This is a genomic window from Nitrospinota bacterium (assembly GCA_027619975.1).
Taxonomy (GTDB): domain Bacteria; phylum Nitrospinota; class Nitrospinia; order Nitrospinales; family VA-1; genus JADFGI01.
Genome location: JAQCGX010000011.1, coordinates 38,016 through 53,035, shown reverse-complemented (window position 1 = coordinate 53,035; position 15,020 = coordinate 38,016). Strand labels below are relative to the sequence as shown.

The window sequence follows — 15,020 nt, the reverse complement described above, 5'->3', positions numbered from 1 at the left end:
TTATTTTATTTTTTTACCAGATAGTAAACTTCACCCCATTCCTTGAAATTTCCCGCCATAATTCCTGGGCGCTGGCCGATGCCGAAAAAAAGATCCCCGCGTCCGGGGCCGTTGATGTCGCTTCCCGTATCCTGATCGACAACGAAACGAAAGCTGCGTTTCCAGCGCACGATTTCATGTGCTTCGTTGAGGATGGGCTTTCTTATGAACAGGAGGGCCAGGCCTCCAGCCGGGTAAATGGACTTGTCTGTGGCGATGGACCGGCCGCCGACCAATTCTCCGCCGCCCGACCCCGTAGGTCCTTCATCGCTATAGGCAAAAAAGATATAGCGTTTGTTCTGATGAAGATATTTTGGAATTAAGGACGGATGATCGCGCAGGTATTTTTTGATGCCCTGCATGGTGCGTTCCCCCTTGCCGGTAAGGAGACCGTCTTTCACCATTAATTTTCCGATGCCCTGATAATCGTAATTGTTGGCTCCGGCAAACCGCACGCCCTGGAGCTTGCCGTCAGGAAACTGGAGTGCCCCGGACCCCTGGATGTGGAGGAAAAACCGTTCCAGGTCATCCTTTAACCAGGCGATTTCAAGGTTCCGGTTTTTTAAAATTCCCTGGTGGTCGATTTGCCTGCGGGTATAATTTTTCCAGATCGGGGATGGCGGGTTGCCAACGAAATTCAGCTCCACGGGGGCGTCAGGCACTCGGTAAATAGGATAAATATACTCCTCTGTTTTAACCGGGCTGGCGACAATGACAGGCGTGTAGTATCCGGTGAACAGGAATTTTTTCCGGGCTCCCTGCCCGGCCTTATAAAAAGTAAACTCCTGCCTCACCCGGCGGCTGAATTCATCAGGCGCCAGATTCTGGTTCAGCAAGTTCAGGAACGTTTTAAGAGCTTTTTTCAGTTTACCTTTGGTCAACGCCAGGTTTTCCAGCCGTACCGGCTCGAATTCATTTATGGCTTCCATTGCATCGAGTTGATTCTGGATTACTTTTTTGAGGCTTTCCTGGTCAAGGTCGTCTTCAAAAATAATGGGCAAATCCAGAGAGAGCGATTGCGGACGGGTCGGCTGATTTGGAAGACTTTGAGTTGAAGAGACGGTTTGGTTTGCGGGTTCGCTCCCAGAGGCTGAAGATCGATCAGCATTCGAGTTATCAGAAGATGTTAGCTGTCCATTGGGGCCGACTGGAGATGAATATGTGGAGCAGGAATCGAGGAAGAAAAATAAGGCGACAATGAACAGAAAACAGAGCGCCCGTACGGTTCGTTTTTGCAGTGGTTGTTGCAAGTTGTTTTTTATCAGGGAGGACATTTGCCTTAAGGGTATCTCTAAAAATTAGTTTATTACAGGAAATCGAACACTGTACAAGGATTTCTTATATTGGTGGCACGGGCGACCTATCCTTAAATTTAAGGGCAGGTCGCCTGTTCCACTAAAACAAAGCCATCTCCTTAAGTTGACGATTAGGAGCATTTAGTCAATTTTTAGAGATACCCTTAATATTTATCTGTTGGAGGGAGCACTCATGCCCTCATTGGCTAACGCATCCGCTCTTTCATTTTCAGGATGTCCGTTATGGGCTTTGACCCATTTCCAGGTGACTTTATGAATTTTGCTCAACCGATGCAGTTCCTGCCAGATCTCTTTGTTTTTGACCGGCTGGCGGGATGCATTGATCCAGCCCTTCTTGATCCAGCCTTCGATCCATTCCGTCATTCCCTTCTTTAAATATTGGGAGTCGGTGGTCAATTCCACTTCACAGGGTTTTTTCAGCGCTTCAAGGCCGACAACAGCGGCAGTGAGCTCCATGATGTTGTTGGTGGTGGATTTTGATCCGCCCTTCAGTTCTTTTGTCTTGCCATTATGTATTATGAGAGCCCCATACCCTCCGGGTCCAGGGTTTCCTTTGCAACAGCCATCGGTGAAAATTTTAACTATTTCCATGTCTTTATTATTATAATCCTTCAGATGTATCCTTAGGGAGGACGCCTTTCGTGAGAATACGGTTTTAAAATATTGCCGCACTTTTTTCTTGGTAAAGGGGTCTGCCAATGAATAGTTTGTATTGGAGATCAGAGTTTTAGTGGAGAATGTTCTGAGGTTGATGGATTCAACCGAGCCTGTAATTCCAATAATATATCATAACTCGCGGTTTCGTAGCTATTTGATCGAAACTTTTTGGCGATAGAACTTTTGTGAGTTTGGTGGGAAACGTTTAATCAGAGCAGGAGTTATTGCCATAGCTGTTGGTGGTTAAATTGTGCAGATTTTTGGCTGATTGTTCTTAAAGGGGGCACGTTACTTTTTCTGTAATTAAATGAGGGATGGGCATGAAAGAAAAAGATTCCGCTGAAAATTCCTCCATCAGTTTTCACTGCATTGATGCGATTGAAGTGAGTTTGTGTATTGAGAGACAAGGATTGATATTTTATGAAAAAGCCGCCAAAAAGGCTCGCGCTCCGAAAGTACGAGAAATGTTTCAGCGGCTGGCCGATGAGGAAAAAGAGCATATCCAGTCTTTGCAGACTAAGGCCAGATTTCTTCAACCGGCGTTATTGAATAAAACCAGTTCCAGGAAGCATGTCGATAAATTTATAGCGGAGCAATTAAAAGGCAAGGTATTCCCAGACATCAAAGGAAGTGGTCAGAGTGAGATCCCTGATTTTCAGAGTGATGTGGAGGCTCTGGATTTAGGGATACAGTCCGAGAAGCGATCCATTGATGTTCTGAGTGAATTGCTGAAAAAAGAAAAAAAGATCGATGTCCGCGCTATTTTTTCCCATCTATTAGTGGAAGAGAAGAAGCACCTGACCGAATTGGAGGAACTGAGAAAAACCATTGCTACCTGAGTTCAAAGATGGAGGGTTTTTTAATAGTGATCTGGAGTTTTTATTGAATCCTCCATTTTGTTGCAGGAAACCATGTAGGAATGATGTGCAGCATCCCTGCCGGTGTATTTAAGTTTTAGGGGGGAGATACGGTTTTGCCGATGAGACGTGCAAGACTTCTGCAGATTGATAATACTGCAAGCCTCAATTCAATAAGGCTGTTTAAGCGTGGGATAGGAAAACGGAGGGACTTGCGGACCTATTTTGCAAACCCTCTCGCAGAGCAGCCAAAGAAATTGTTCGGCAAGAAAGCAGGATTAAGGTTGGTTTGGGCTTTTTAAAAACGTATACTAATGGTGTAAATGAAGCATAAAACAGGGCTAACCTGTTTTATGTGAAAAGGTTTGACAACCTCGCGGCTGTTGTTTTATAGTAACACGCTTTCAAATTTTAGTAACCCGAAAAGGATTATTCAGAATGAGCCAATATCAGGTCAAAGCTGGGCCAGAGGCGTTTCTTCCTCCCGCTGCGGCTTCAATGGGGATTGTATTGCCCGATCCGGGTGAATGTCATATTGAAGGAAGAATTACCTCAGAGGAAGAAGGCTATGAATTTGCGGCGCGCAAGTTTCTGGAGGCAAAAGTGCCAACCGTTTTCCCTGGCCCTCTGGTTCTGTGGAAGTGGAATGAAAACGCCGCCAAAAAGGCTAAGGCTGTTCGGGCCTTGGCTGACGCGCTCCCGGCACGGCTGATTCCCATGGCGGATTACCGCCCGAAATATCCCAAAATTGACGCGGCAGTAGAGATCAATCCCAACCATCCCAATCTGACCATTTGGCATAATAAGATAGATGTTTGCATGTTTGTCGGGGTGCACTGTCACCAGGCAAACCTGGCGCTTAAGATCATTCGTGGCGGCACCAATTGTTTCACTATGGCCATGTGCGCCCAGGCCGGTCATGAGGATGCCTGCATGTCTTTTCGTGATGCGTCCGTGGAAAAAATCATGAATCTTGTAGATGCCGTAAATAAATTAAAAAAACAAGGTGTTAAAAGTCAGGCAATACCTTTTGTACAGATTAAAATGAACCGTTCGGGGCGGGTGTCCTAGTGCGGGAAAACCTTTATAACGCGAGCGTAGGACGAGCTCTGTTTAATGTCATTTCCAAGGGAGTGATTTTATGAATAAGCCGGTTGATATCCCCAAAAATAGAATAATAAAGTCTCAGCATGTGAAGTTGGGCACCAAAAATAAAATGGGTCAGACATTCACTGATGTGAATAGCATGTTTCTTGATCACGAAAGAACCCCGAGTTTCATGACGGGTAGTGAAGTCATTCGACAGGCCATCAAGGTAGCGAGTGTCGGCACGTCCGTAGCTTATCCGATCACCCCGCAAAGTGAGGCGGCGGCATTGATTGGTGAGTTGTATTCAGAGGGCTACCTGGATGAGTACTTTCGAGGCGAAAGTGAATTCGCCGTTATGGGGCAGTGCGCCGGAGCCGCCTTTGGCGGACATCGAGTGTTCACCACCACAGCCGGTCCGGGAACGCTTCGCGCCATGGAAAATTTTCCCATGTGGGCGGGGTCGCGTTTGCCGATTCAGGTGTGTGTGACCATGCGCGGCGTCAACTCTCCCTTGAGTATCCAGCCCGATACCCTGGAAGCGAGTTATCTTTTAGAAACCGGGATGCTGATGTGGCATGCGGAAACCGCTCAGGATCTATACGATTTTATCCTCAAAGGCTTCATTGTTGCGGAACAGCCCGATGTGCATATACCCATCGCGACCATGTGCGATGGCTTCTTCGTGACCCACACGAAGGACACGGTCATGTTGCCACCCGAAGACCTTTGTTTGACCCCTTACGATCCTTATAGATCTCCTGTGCCGTGTATGGACATGGAATGTCCTCCGGTCAGAATGATGCGGGATCCGTTCGTTATGAAATCCAACTACATCAGTTATTCGACCCACGCCTCCTGGCAGCAGGAAGTTCGAGCGGCCATTGAGCGGTCCCGCAAACACACCATTCCCTTGCTGGATGGTTTGATCGATGTCGAAAATATTGATCGTGAAATCCTTATTGTCTCTTCTGGAACTGCTGTGTCGCAGGGCCGGGAAGCTATTCGGTTGCTGGAAGAAGAGGGCATCAAAGTTGGATTGGTGAAGATCAAAACCATTCGCCCGTTCCCGACCGAGGAAATTAAGGAAGCCACCAAACGTGCCAAACACATCTTTGTGCCTGAGTTTAATCTGGCCGGCTGGATGGCTCGCGAAATCAAGTCTATTCTTCCCAATAACGAACGAGTGATCGCAGGTCCTAAAGTTGCAGGCGGCATGACCATGCCTTCGGAAGTTATTGTCGAGGAGATTAAAAAATACCTTGGAATAGGACGATAGGACGCAGTAATCGCGGAAGCTAGTCTGATTAAACGTTAGAATTTCTTAATCGCAAATTTTCCCATTGGGGAAATCAAAAATAGAAGGGGAAACCTGATGAGTAAGGAAAAGATATCTATCTGTGAAGATCTCGCGGACATCATGCCGCCTGAATATCAAGAGCTGGTAGCGACGGCGACTTACGGCAAAGAAGGGCGTGGCTGGAAAGATATCGGTTCGTCCAAGGAATTGATTGAGCAACATTCCCTGTGTGCGGGTTGCCCGGAGTCCATTGCCTTTCGTTATATTCTGGCCAGTCTTCCCAACCCGGAAGATACAGTTTTTGTTGGTTCTACCGGTTGCACCAGTCTGGTGTTCCCGCATGTGGCCGTGCAAAATATCCATTCGTTATTTGGGAATCAGAATGCCATTGCCTCAGGTTTGAAGCGCACTCTTAAACGTCGTTTCCCTGACGTTGAAAAAGACGTTGTCGTGTTGGCTGGTGATGGCGCCACCGTGGACATCGGATTGGATATGACCATGCAGTCCTGGTTCCGTCAGGAAAAATTCACCACCATCTGTTTTGACAACGAGCTTTATGCCAATACAGGTGGACAGGAAAGCGGATTGATGCAAAAAGGCTTTGTTGCCAAAATGGCGCCTGCAGGCAAAACCTTCGATAAAGTCCGATTGCCGGAAATCGCTCGTGAAGCAGGGTGTCATTATGTCGCCATGCTCACCGTGAGCAAACCCAGCCGGGTGGAGAAAGCCATTAGAAATGCTGTTATGGTAGCCAGAGAGATTGGACCGACCTATATTCAGCTGTACACTCCCTGCATTCTTGAGATCGGCAAACAGAGCATGGAAGGTTTGGATGAAATGAAAGATGCCGAATCCATTGGCGGTCGGTTTGTCATGAAAGAATACATTTCTGATCAGGCCAAGGAATTGTTAGATGCGATAGAGGCTGAAGAAAAGGCCAAGAAAAAAGCGGCAAAAGAAGCCAAAAAACCAGTTTCCGCTTAATTGCTTTAGGAGAGGATTAATTATGTTTAAAAGGATCAATATACGAATTTCCGGTTTGGGCGGGCAAGGAGCGGTTACAGCCGCGCATCTCCTGGCGATGGCCGCAAACAATGGCGGATTGTACTCCATTTCAAACCCTTTCTTCGGAGCTGAGAAACGCATGGCTCCGGCGGAAAGTTATGTGCGTATTGGGGTTGAACGTATTTATGACCGGGGTGAGTTGGTGTATCCAGATGTTATTCTGATATTTCATCCCCAGGTCATCACCATGCAGAAAAGTTATACAGCGCCATTTTATGACGGGGTCAAAGAAGGTGGTCTTGTCATCATTAATACCAGTGCCGATTTGCTGGGTGAGGAAGACCATAAGCGCTTGGAAGATCTCAATGTCACGGTTTTCAATCATGATGCGACCAAGCTGGCTCTTGAAATTGGTAAAACCGAATTGTCAACCAACATGGCAATGTTGGGGGCTTGTGCCGGGGTTACCAAAATCGTAGGACTGGAAGCTTTGGATGTGGCCTTGCAGGAACGGTTCGGAAAACGCTATGTGGCTTCCGGTGGTACCGCGACCCTGGATCAGGCGATTACCAAGAAATACGCTAAAAAGGCCATGTTGCTCAAAGCCAACATGGATACGATCACCAAATCCTTTGAAATGGCTGAGACTTGGGCGGAAGTGGCGAAACCCGCTTTGGCAAATGTGGCCGCTGGTACTGCCAGAGCGTTTTAGGTCTTCAGAATTATCATTAGAACTTTGGGACGATGGGTTTAGTGGCCTTTTTCAAACATTAAATTATCGAGGAGAAGTATAAGTGTATAACGTTGCATTGGTTGATGAGTCGAAATGTATTGCTGAAAAAGGTTGCCGACTTTGCATCATGTATTGTCCTGAGTCAGACACTATTATGATGAATGAGAACAATAAGGCCTATGTATTTGTCGATCGATGTAAAGGCTGTGATTTATGCATGGTGGTTTGTAGTACACACAAGGCCATCAGCATGCATCCGGTGGACCCAACCAATGGGAAAATCGTGATAGAGGCAGAAGCAGGCGAAACTGCTGGATTGGGTCAAGCTTACTCTGGCTAGCAGGAAAATAGTCGATCATTCAAAATCCCATGGCCTTATTGGTCATGGGTTTTTTTTTGGGAGGTGTTTATTCATTTGGGGGAGGTTAGGATTGGAAATGAATAGTTCGCACCGCAAAAATATTTTGCACTCAAACGGTTTCTTTTTCATCTAAAGAACAAACACTGCAGACCAATTATTATGGGAGCGAGCCAGTCATGGTGAAACCAATTTCAAAAGAGACACAATGTGTTCTTTGCACGGAGATCTATTTCCCGGTTATCGAGCCGGAAGAGGATCAATTTGCATATAAGTTATCTTGCTCTTCCTGCACCGAATGTTACACGATCAGCCGGGCAGAATCGGTCCGCGTGACCTTGCGGGAAGTGCTGGGTGTCAAAGGTGAGGCCCTGGCGTTGGCTCTGGAAACCGTTTTGGCCCCCTGTTCCTGTGGAAATAAATTCAGCCATGATGCGGGCAAGAGGTGCCCTGTATGTATTAAAAAGGTTGAAAGGGAGAATAAACGCATCGGCAACAAACCCAGTGATGACTTTTATTGTCCATGGAACCTGAATGAATTAGGAAAACTGGAGCCTAAAATCGTCGAGTATATCCGGGGAAAAATGGACTCCAAAGAAGAAACCCTCACCAGCCTGATTGAAAAATTCGAATCCGGGGAGATCGACGCCGAAACGTACCTGGAAGGAGTGGAGTCCCTTCAATTCAGGGAGTCGTCACAAGTCTGCGTCATACAGACCTGGGCGATTATTCTGGGGCCGGAGATGGCTTTTCGGGCCGCGGAGGAGCATGGCCTGGTGGAATATTTTGGCACCCGTATATTGGTGAGTATTGCCAAAGGATTGGAAATGAGCACCGCACATCCTGTGTTAACCACCCTGACCCGGGAAAAGGCCAACTGGGATGGTGACGTTCAAAAAGAGCTGAACACGTTTATCGCGAAAATAGGTGGCGGATTTTAATCCAATCATTTTATATTTCCTTGTGCCGATAAATAATGAATCTTTTTTACGAGGTGAACATCGTATAATTTGTTAGTACGCAGTCTCCCTTCTCGTTAGTGAAGCGCCCCAGAACCTTGGGGCGCTTTTTTTGTCCCACGCTACTTTTCCTGAGAGCCTCGATCCTTTAGCGGCCACCTGGATTTTTGCCATCACAGGCTGATCAACGCTAATTTGCCAATCGATTCTTTTTTCGCCTCCCGCCGGCAACTCAAGGGATTCAACTTTTCCTTTCAGCAGGGTAACCCCCTCAAGGGTTATTGATGGACTGACCTTCATGGCCGCATCGGTATTGTTGTTGATGATTGCGGAGATCGTCAAGGAGTCTCCGACCACGAAAAAACGTGGCGCTTGCAGGCGGACTGTGAGCGGTTTCCGGGTGCGGGAATTGCCCGATCCGATACCAAAGCGGTTATTTTCTGCAACCACCCTGGCAGTGGCCCGCCATTCAGTCAGCGAATCCGGGAATTTAACTTTAACTTTGGCTTGACCCTTTTTATTGGTGATGACATTGGGCTGCCAGAAAGCCGTGGCTCTAAAATCCGCTCTCACCTGGACGGCGGGTTCCTCCTGCCCTCCGTCAAAAACCTCCTGATCGGCTTCCATAAGGGAAGAAGATTCTCCAACGGCTTGCGCTATGGAATCACTGGCGAGCATTCCCGTCTGCCTCTTGGCCATTGAAGATTTGGGTGCCTTCATGACGTTCTCTCTCCTCAAGCCGCCTCTGCCCATCTCATTTAACGCGTAAGAGGTTGAAGAATCCGCCTTCCGTGTCCGCAATTCTTTCTCATCCAATAAAATTCCTTATCGTGGGTGAGGTCCACAGGGTAAATGGAGTAAGTCACGTTTTCGATATTCCGCCAGTTCAGATGAAATTGAATTTCCGAATCGGGCAGGAATATGTTGGAGACGCTGAGGCCCAGCACTGGCTGAGTGATGGACTGTATCCTTTGCTTGGCGGTGTCGTAGTGGCGGGTTTCACCCTTGTTAAATTCTTTTATGATGCGCCGGTACAGTTCCAGTGCCTTCACGTAATTATTTTCACGATGCTGTTCTCCGTTTTCCAAAATAACGACCTCGCCGGAATTTGCCAGCCACTCGGCGTATTGCAACAGGGCGTCGTCGTACCATGCAAACGATTGTCCCGCTTTCAGCACCGCCTCAAACTCTTCGGCAACCCGTTCCTGCCGGTCTCCTCCCTGCTGGCGCAGGGTCATGGCGATGAGGTAGTGCGCCCGCGTCAGGTCCGTTTTGGTTTGTGAAATTTTCAGCGCGTTTTCAAGGGTTTCCAGGGGAACTTGATTGCCGTAATAGCCGTAATAGTAATACGGCTCCCGCCAGGAGGGGCTGGCGATGGTCCAGACGATTTTAAGATAACGGGTCCGTGCCAGATCAATATCTTTGGCTCCCGCCCACCAGTCCAGCGCTTTTTGGTAATGTTGCCAGCCCGAATTCCAGTTTTTGGAGTCACGTCGTTGCCACCAGAAGTCGCCGAGAGATTCCTGAATTTCCGCCCACACCCGGTCCTTGTCTTCATCGCGCTTGATATCGCGGATGAGAAACTCCAGTTGTTGTTGGGCCTTTTCGTAGATGGAAGGATCGGAAGTTTTGCTTCCCGCCTCAGCCCGCCACAAGGTGTCGCCGATACGGAAATCCACCCAGCGTTTTTCCTGCGGTGTTAGATTCAGCGCGTTGGTTTCGGCGTAGGTTTTGTGGGCGCGGGAAAAGGAACCCTGTGCATAGTATTTTTCCGCCTGGGTTTTTAAGCGTTGATATTCGCCAGGTTGTGCCTCGGCAAGATTGACAGGGGCCAACCAGCCGATGGACAGGATGATCAGCAACGGAAAATTATTGAGTTTCATTATCGAGCCTCCAACCCGCATAGATTCAGCGGGTGAAACGGTTGATAATGGACTCGACCGACGAGAGGTATGAACTTCCGAACAGGTTCAAGTGATTGAGCATGTGATACAAATTGTAAAGGTCCCTTCGTTCTTCATAACCGGGATTCAACGGAAAAGCCTCGTGGTACGCCTGGTAAAAAGATTCCGGCAGTCTTCCGAACAGCTCCGTCATGGCCAGGTCGCTTTCCCTGAGGCCGTAATAAACGGCGGGATCAAAAATACAGGGTTGTCGATCCTGACTTGCCTGGAAATAGTTGCCCGACCATAAATCGCCGTGCAGGAGGGCGGGTTTTTCCCCGGTGGCATCCAAAAGCGTCTCCAGCTTGCCGCAAAGCCTGTCCAGCCGCTGGTCTACCTGTGCAGGCAGTTTGCCAGCCTTACGCGCCAGTTCCTGTTGAAACCTGAGACGATGCTCGCGGAAAAAGACCAAGCCGTTTTTCTCAGGTGTATTTTCTTGCACGGTGGAGCCTATATAGTTATCGTGGTCCAATCCGTGAGACTCTTGGGTGACGCGGTGCATATGGGCCAACGCCTCGGCGAAATGCAGATGAAATTCATTGGATGGGGCGGAATTCTCCACAAATTCCAGCAGGAAGAACCGAGGGTTGGAGCCCGGTTCCATCCCCAGAGGTTTTGGAATTCTGGGGCCGCCTTGAGCCTGCCTGAGCAGTTCAAGGCCCTTGGCTTCCGCCGGAAAAAAATTTGGCGGCGGGTGGGAATTGGTTTTCAAAAAAACGTTTTCACCGTTGGAAAGCGTCAGAGCCTGCGTCTGGTTGATGGAACCGCCGCCGACTGACCGGGTGTGTTGAATCGTCACCGGCTGACCGTAAACCGATTCCAGAACCTGATGGATGATCTCCTTCATGCGCTCATTTGACCTGGCTCTTGAGAAATTCCAGAATCTTTGGGCAAGTGCGCTGGACGATCTGATAGACGATTTCAAATCCCTTGCCGCCGCCGTAATAGGGGTCGGGGACGTCCAGGTCGCCATTGGCCTCCGGGTCAAAGGAACGGAACAACCGTAATTTTTCCGTTTGCTGTGGGTCGGGGGCTATTTGCCTGAGGGACATCAGGTTGCTGTGATCCATCGCCAGAATGAGGTCCACATCCTGAAAATCCGAGCTTTGAAAATGCTGGCCTCGGGAGTTCAACTGAATGCCGTATTTGTTTGCAGTCTGCTGCATTCTTTCGTCTGGCGGTGACCCGACATGCCAGTTACCGGTGCCGGCGGAAGAAACACGGATCTTGTCTTCCAGCCCTTCTTCGGCGATTAACTTTTCAAAAACCCCGTGGGCGAGAGGGGATCGGCAAATGTTACCCAGACAAACAAAACGGACTTCGATCATCGTAAAATCTCTTGATTGATTTAGCGTGCGATTGCGTTTAATATTGGCGCATCATCATTATTGATCTCTCCATCTTATAAAACTGTCGAGATCCCAGCAACTATATCTCGATTAAAAAAAATTAAGGAAACCGTTTTGATTGAACGCTATTCGCTCCCGGAAATGGCCGCCATCTGGGAGCCAGAAAACAAATTCGACATCTGGCTGAAAGTTGAAATTCTGGCCTGTGAAGCCTTGGCAAACCGCGGGGAAATCCCTCAATCCGCCGTCGATGAAATGAAGAAGAAAGCCCGTTTCGACATCGCCCGCATCGATGAAATCGAAAAAGAAGTCAAACACGATGTCATCGCCTTTCTCACCTGCGTGTCCGAAAACGTCGGGGAATCCGCCCGTTATATGCATCTGGGGCTGACTTCTTCCGACGTGCTGGATACAGCCTTTGCGGTGCAGTTGAAACAAGCCGCTACCCTGATCATTAAGGGAGCTGAAGGGCTAAAGGAAGCGATTAAAAAACAGGCGCTTTTGCATAAGAACACGCCGATGATCGGGCGCTCGCACGGGATTCACGGCGAACCCATCACCTTCGGGTTCAAGCTGGCAATCTGGTATGAGGAAATGGGGCGCAATATCGAGCGCTTGAAACAGGCCCGGCAGAGAATCGCTTATGGTCAGATTTCCGGAGCGATGGGGACCTTCGCCAGTATCGACCCAGATGTTGAGGAGTACGTCTGCAAGAAGCTGGGTCTCAAACCGGCTCCTGTGTCCAGTCAGATCATCCAGCGCGACCGACACGCGGAGTATTTCAGCACGCTGGCGATTCTGGCAGGCACGCTCGACAAGATCGCCGTGGAAATCCGTCATATGCAGAGAACCGAAGTTCTGGAAGCGGAGGAATTTTTCTCCAGCGGCCAGAAGGGGTCGTCCGCCATGCCGCATAAAAGAAATCCCGTGGTGTCGGAACAAATGTCCGGCCTGGCGCGGATCATTCGCGCCAATGCTCAGGCGGCGATGGAAAACATGGCCCTCTGGCATGAGCGCGACATCAGCCATTCCTCCGTCGAACGGGTGATCGGCCCGGACAGCACCATTCTCATGCACTACATGCTCAACCGCACGACCCGCATGATCGACCGTTTGATGGTCTATCCGAAAAATATGATGAAGAATCTGGAGATCACTCGCGGCCTGGTTTTTTCGCAAAGCGTTCTGCTGGCGTTAGTCCAAAAGGGCGTGACTCGGGAAGACGCCTACCGCATGGTGCAGAGAAATGCCATGCAGGTCTGGGAACAGGGCAAAGAGTTTCTTCCTCTTTTGAAGAAGGACAAGGACATCAAAAAATACCTGTCCGATAAAGATCTGGAAAAGGCGTTTCAATTGAAATCGCAATTCAAAAACATAGACCGAATTTTTGAACGGGTTTTTAAATAAATAGGTGCTGGGCAGGATAATTAAAAAAATATTGTCACAGCAACACCCACAGGGTGACAGGTTCGTATGATGGGTTTCCCCTTAAATTATTAAAACAGGAATTTTCATGAAACGACAAGAAAAATTATACGAAGGCAAAGCCAAAATCATATACGCCACCGATGATCCCGGCCTGGTGATCCAGTATTTCAAGGATGACGCCACTGCCTTTGACGGCATTAAAAAAGGCACCATCGTCGATAAAGGCGTTATCAACAATCATGTGTCCACCAGAATCTTTAAATATCTGGAAGACAACGGGGTTAAGACGCATTTTGTCGAGTTGTTGAGCGATCGCGAGATGCTGGTGAAAAAACTGCAGATCATTCCGGTGGAAGTGGTTTTTCGCAACGTGGCGGCGGGCAGTCTGTGCAAGCGGCTGGGGATTGAAGAAGGAAAACCTCTCGATCCACCCACCCAGGAATTTTTTTACAAGAGCGATCCTTTGCACGACCCGATGATCAACGAATCGCACATCAAGACCTTCCAATGGGCGACAGAGGCAGAGGTTGAATTTCTAAAATCCGCCGGGTCCAAAGTTAACCAGTTACTGGTCGAGTTTTTTAAAGCGCGGGGTATCCGGCTGGTGGACTTCAAACTGGAGTTCGGCAGGAATCAGGGAGAAGTGTTGCTGGGTGATGAAATCAGTCCCGACGGTTGCCGCCTGTGGGACTGGGAAACCGGAGAAAAGATGGACAAGGACCGTTTCCGCTTCAGCCTCGGCAGTGTCGAGGAAAAGTATCAGGAGGTTTACAAGCTGGTGTGCGGGGAGAAGGCGTGACCTGACGGGTTAGAGCACTCTTTATTTTTCTTCTTATTGAGTCCTTTGCGACCCTTGCGCCGTTACTCTGTGACGGTTGTGATTCAATTTCCCTGACCCCTGTGGTGTTTAACAGTAGCCTTCATGCCCGGCACGGGTATGTGGTATTCCCTCCTTAGTCTTCATGCCCGGCACGGGTATGTCGAAGGGCGACATTTAATTCGATATAAAAAAATTTGGAATTTTTGTTTTTCCGGAAGTCGTATTTGGCTTGGAGATACCGGTGTAGTCAGGTGCCTTGAATTTCTGCCTAAAGGTCCTTGCACTGCATTGATTTTGGTTCTTTGGCCTGACATTCGATATTTTCCGTCATGCCGTTAGCGGCGCCGCCACAGGCTGTGGTGATGGCAACCATCATGGTTTCTTCCTTTTGCACGCCGGCGACGGTCTGGCAAACCTCTTTATCTTTATAGACAATACAGGCATGGCACTCGTATTTGTTTCCCGTCCATATCAGGGAAAAGGACAGGTAGCTGATAAAAAGCAGAAAACCGATGGTTAGAATCGCGCCTTTGGACATGAGTTTTCAGGAATCTTTAGCGTTGGTGAGGACGGCTTCTTCGTTCAGGGAAAAATAATGCTTGCGGTAAAAAATCAACTCCTCCAGGGACTCTTTGACATCAATATCGGCGGAATGCACCGAACTTTTCTTTGGAAATTTGGGTCCCTTGGGAAACCAGCGCTTGATCACCTCTTTGATGGAGGTGACATCGATGCTGCGGTAGTGGAAATAATCGTGAAGCTCCGGCATGTATTTGATCAGAAATCGTCGGTCCTGGCCGATGGAATTGCCGCACAGGGGCGCAACTTGCGGAGGACAGTATTGCCTGATGAAATCAAGCGTGAGCTTTTCCGCGTCCGCATTGGAGATTGCGGATTTCATCACTTTGGTCGTCAACCCGGACGCGCCATGGGTTGTGGTGTTCCAGGCATCCATGCGGGAAAGAATCGCGTTGCTCTGCTTAATGGCCAGACAGGGGCCTTCTTCCAGGATATTCAAATCGCTGTCTGTTACCAGGGTAGCGATTTCAATAATTAATTCTTTATCAGGGTCCAGACCGGTCATTTCCAGGTCCATCCAAACCAGGTTGTTTGGTGATTGTTTGCTCATGGTTCCTTCCAGTGCGGGTGATTGGTTTGGCGGTTTTCCAC

Annotated in this window: 17 protein-coding genes; 9 read left to right on the top strand and 8 right to left on the bottom strand. The window is 48.6% G+C overall.

All coding sequences use genetic code 11. The features are described from left to right. Nucleotides 1-5: 5 nt before the first annotated feature. Both O3C58_05780 and rnhA read right to left on the bottom strand, forming a co-directional pair. Complete coding sequence (locus tag O3C58_05780) at nucleotides 6-1,313, bottom strand: MltA domain-containing protein (protein ID MDA0691370.1); 1,308 nt, start codon at nucleotides 1,311-1,313, stop codon at nucleotides 6-8. A gap of 192 nt (nucleotides 1,314-1,505) precedes the next feature. Then, nucleotides 1,506-1,946, bottom strand: a complete 441-nt coding sequence (gene rnhA / locus O3C58_05775) for a ribonuclease HI (protein ID MDA0691369.1) — start codon at nucleotides 1,944-1,946, stop codon at nucleotides 1,506-1,508. A 386-nt stretch (nucleotides 1,947-2,332) separates the two neighbouring features. On the opposite strand from rnhA, the gene O3C58_05770 reads away from it, so the two are divergent. The 7 genes from O3C58_05770 to O3C58_05740 all read left to right on the top strand — a co-directional run bounded on the left by O3C58_05770 (nucleotide 2,333) and on the right by O3C58_05740 (nucleotide 8,292). After that, nucleotides 2,333-2,851: a ferritin family protein gene (locus O3C58_05770; protein ID MDA0691368.1), complete on the top strand. Its 519-nt coding sequence runs from the start codon at nucleotides 2,333-2,335 to the stop codon at nucleotides 2,849-2,851. A gap of 456 nt (nucleotides 2,852-3,307) precedes the next feature. After that, complete coding sequence (locus tag O3C58_05765) at nucleotides 3,308-3,940, top strand: carbon monoxide dehydrogenase (protein ID MDA0691367.1); 633 nt, start codon at nucleotides 3,308-3,310, stop codon at nucleotides 3,938-3,940. A 70-nt stretch (nucleotides 3,941-4,010) separates the two neighbouring features. Further along, a complete protein-coding gene (locus O3C58_05760; protein MDA0691366.1) occupies nucleotides 4,011-5,234 on the top strand; it encodes a ferredoxin oxidoreductase in 1,224 nt (407 codons plus the stop codon). Nucleotides 5,235-5,330: 96 nt separating this feature from the next. Continuing rightward, entirely contained in the window at nucleotides 5,331-6,239 is a 909-nt protein-coding gene (locus O3C58_05755) for a thiamine pyrophosphate-dependent enzyme (GenBank protein MDA0691365.1), read from the top strand. A gap of 22 nt (nucleotides 6,240-6,261) precedes the next feature. Next, entirely contained in the window at nucleotides 6,262-6,972 is a 711-nt protein-coding gene (locus tag O3C58_05750) for a 2-oxoacid:acceptor oxidoreductase family protein (GenBank protein ID MDA0691364.1), read from the top strand. Nucleotides 6,973-7,054: 82 nt separating this feature from the next. After that, entirely contained in the window at nucleotides 7,055-7,333 is a 279-nt protein-coding gene (locus O3C58_05745; GenBank protein ID MDA0691363.1) for a pyruvate ferredoxin oxidoreductase, read from the top strand. Nucleotides 7,334-7,530: 197 nt separating this feature from the next. Next, the gene (locus O3C58_05740) at nucleotides 7,531-8,292 is read left to right on the top strand and encodes a hypothetical protein (GenBank protein ID MDA0691362.1); all 762 of its coding nucleotides are present in this window, start codon (nucleotides 7,531-7,533) and stop codon (nucleotides 8,290-8,292) included. A gap of 72 nt (nucleotides 8,293-8,364) precedes the next feature. On the opposite strand, the gene O3C58_05735 is transcribed toward O3C58_05740, so the two are convergent. From O3C58_05735 to O3C58_05720, 4 genes are read right to left on the bottom strand one after another with little or no spacing between them, the layout of a single operon-like run. Further along, a complete protein-coding gene (locus O3C58_05735; protein ID MDA0691361.1) occupies nucleotides 8,365-9,030 on the bottom strand; it encodes a hypothetical protein in 666 nt (221 codons plus the stop codon). A gap of 38 nt (nucleotides 9,031-9,068) precedes the next feature. Next, the gene (locus O3C58_05730) at nucleotides 9,069-10,193 is read right to left on the bottom strand and encodes a hypothetical protein (protein ID MDA0691360.1); all 1,125 of its coding nucleotides are present in this window, start codon (nucleotides 10,191-10,193) and stop codon (nucleotides 9,069-9,071) included. Between the two features lie 25 nt (nucleotides 10,194-10,218). Continuing rightward, entirely contained in the window at nucleotides 10,219-11,100 is an 882-nt protein-coding gene (locus tag O3C58_05725) for a fructosamine kinase family protein (GenBank protein ID MDA0691359.1), read from the bottom strand. 4 nt (nucleotides 11,101-11,104) lie between these two features. Then, nucleotides 11,105-11,581, bottom strand: a complete 477-nt coding sequence (locus tag O3C58_05720; GenBank protein ID MDA0691358.1) for a low molecular weight phosphotyrosine protein phosphatase — start codon at nucleotides 11,579-11,581, stop codon at nucleotides 11,105-11,107. Nucleotides 11,582-11,716: 135 nt separating this feature from the next. Between O3C58_05720 and purB the strand changes: the two genes are divergently transcribed. Both purB and O3C58_05710 read left to right on the top strand, forming a co-directional pair. Continuing rightward, nucleotides 11,717-13,009, top strand: coding sequence for an adenylosuccinate lyase (purB, locus tag O3C58_05715; protein ID MDA0691357.1), 1,293 nt, complete (start codon nucleotides 11,717-11,719; stop codon nucleotides 13,007-13,009). A 106-nt stretch (nucleotides 13,010-13,115) separates the two neighbouring features. Beyond that, nucleotides 13,116-13,829, top strand: a complete 714-nt coding sequence (locus O3C58_05710) for a phosphoribosylaminoimidazolesuccinocarboxamide synthase (protein ID MDA0691356.1) — start codon at nucleotides 13,116-13,118, stop codon at nucleotides 13,827-13,829. A gap of 289 nt (nucleotides 13,830-14,118) precedes the next feature. Here O3C58_05710 and O3C58_05705 read toward each other — a convergent pair whose 3' ends face one another. Together O3C58_05705 and orn are read right to left on the bottom strand one after the other, a co-directional pair. After that, the gene (locus O3C58_05705) at nucleotides 14,119-14,388 is read right to left on the bottom strand and encodes a hypothetical protein (GenBank protein MDA0691355.1); all 270 of its coding nucleotides are present in this window, start codon (nucleotides 14,386-14,388) and stop codon (nucleotides 14,119-14,121) included. Between the two features lie 6 nt (nucleotides 14,389-14,394). Next, on the bottom strand, nucleotides 14,395-14,979 hold the full coding sequence (gene orn / locus O3C58_05700; GenBank protein ID MDA0691354.1) for an oligoribonuclease: 585 nt from the start codon (nucleotides 14,977-14,979) through the stop codon (nucleotides 14,395-14,397). Nucleotides 14,980-15,020 lie beyond the last annotated feature (41 nt).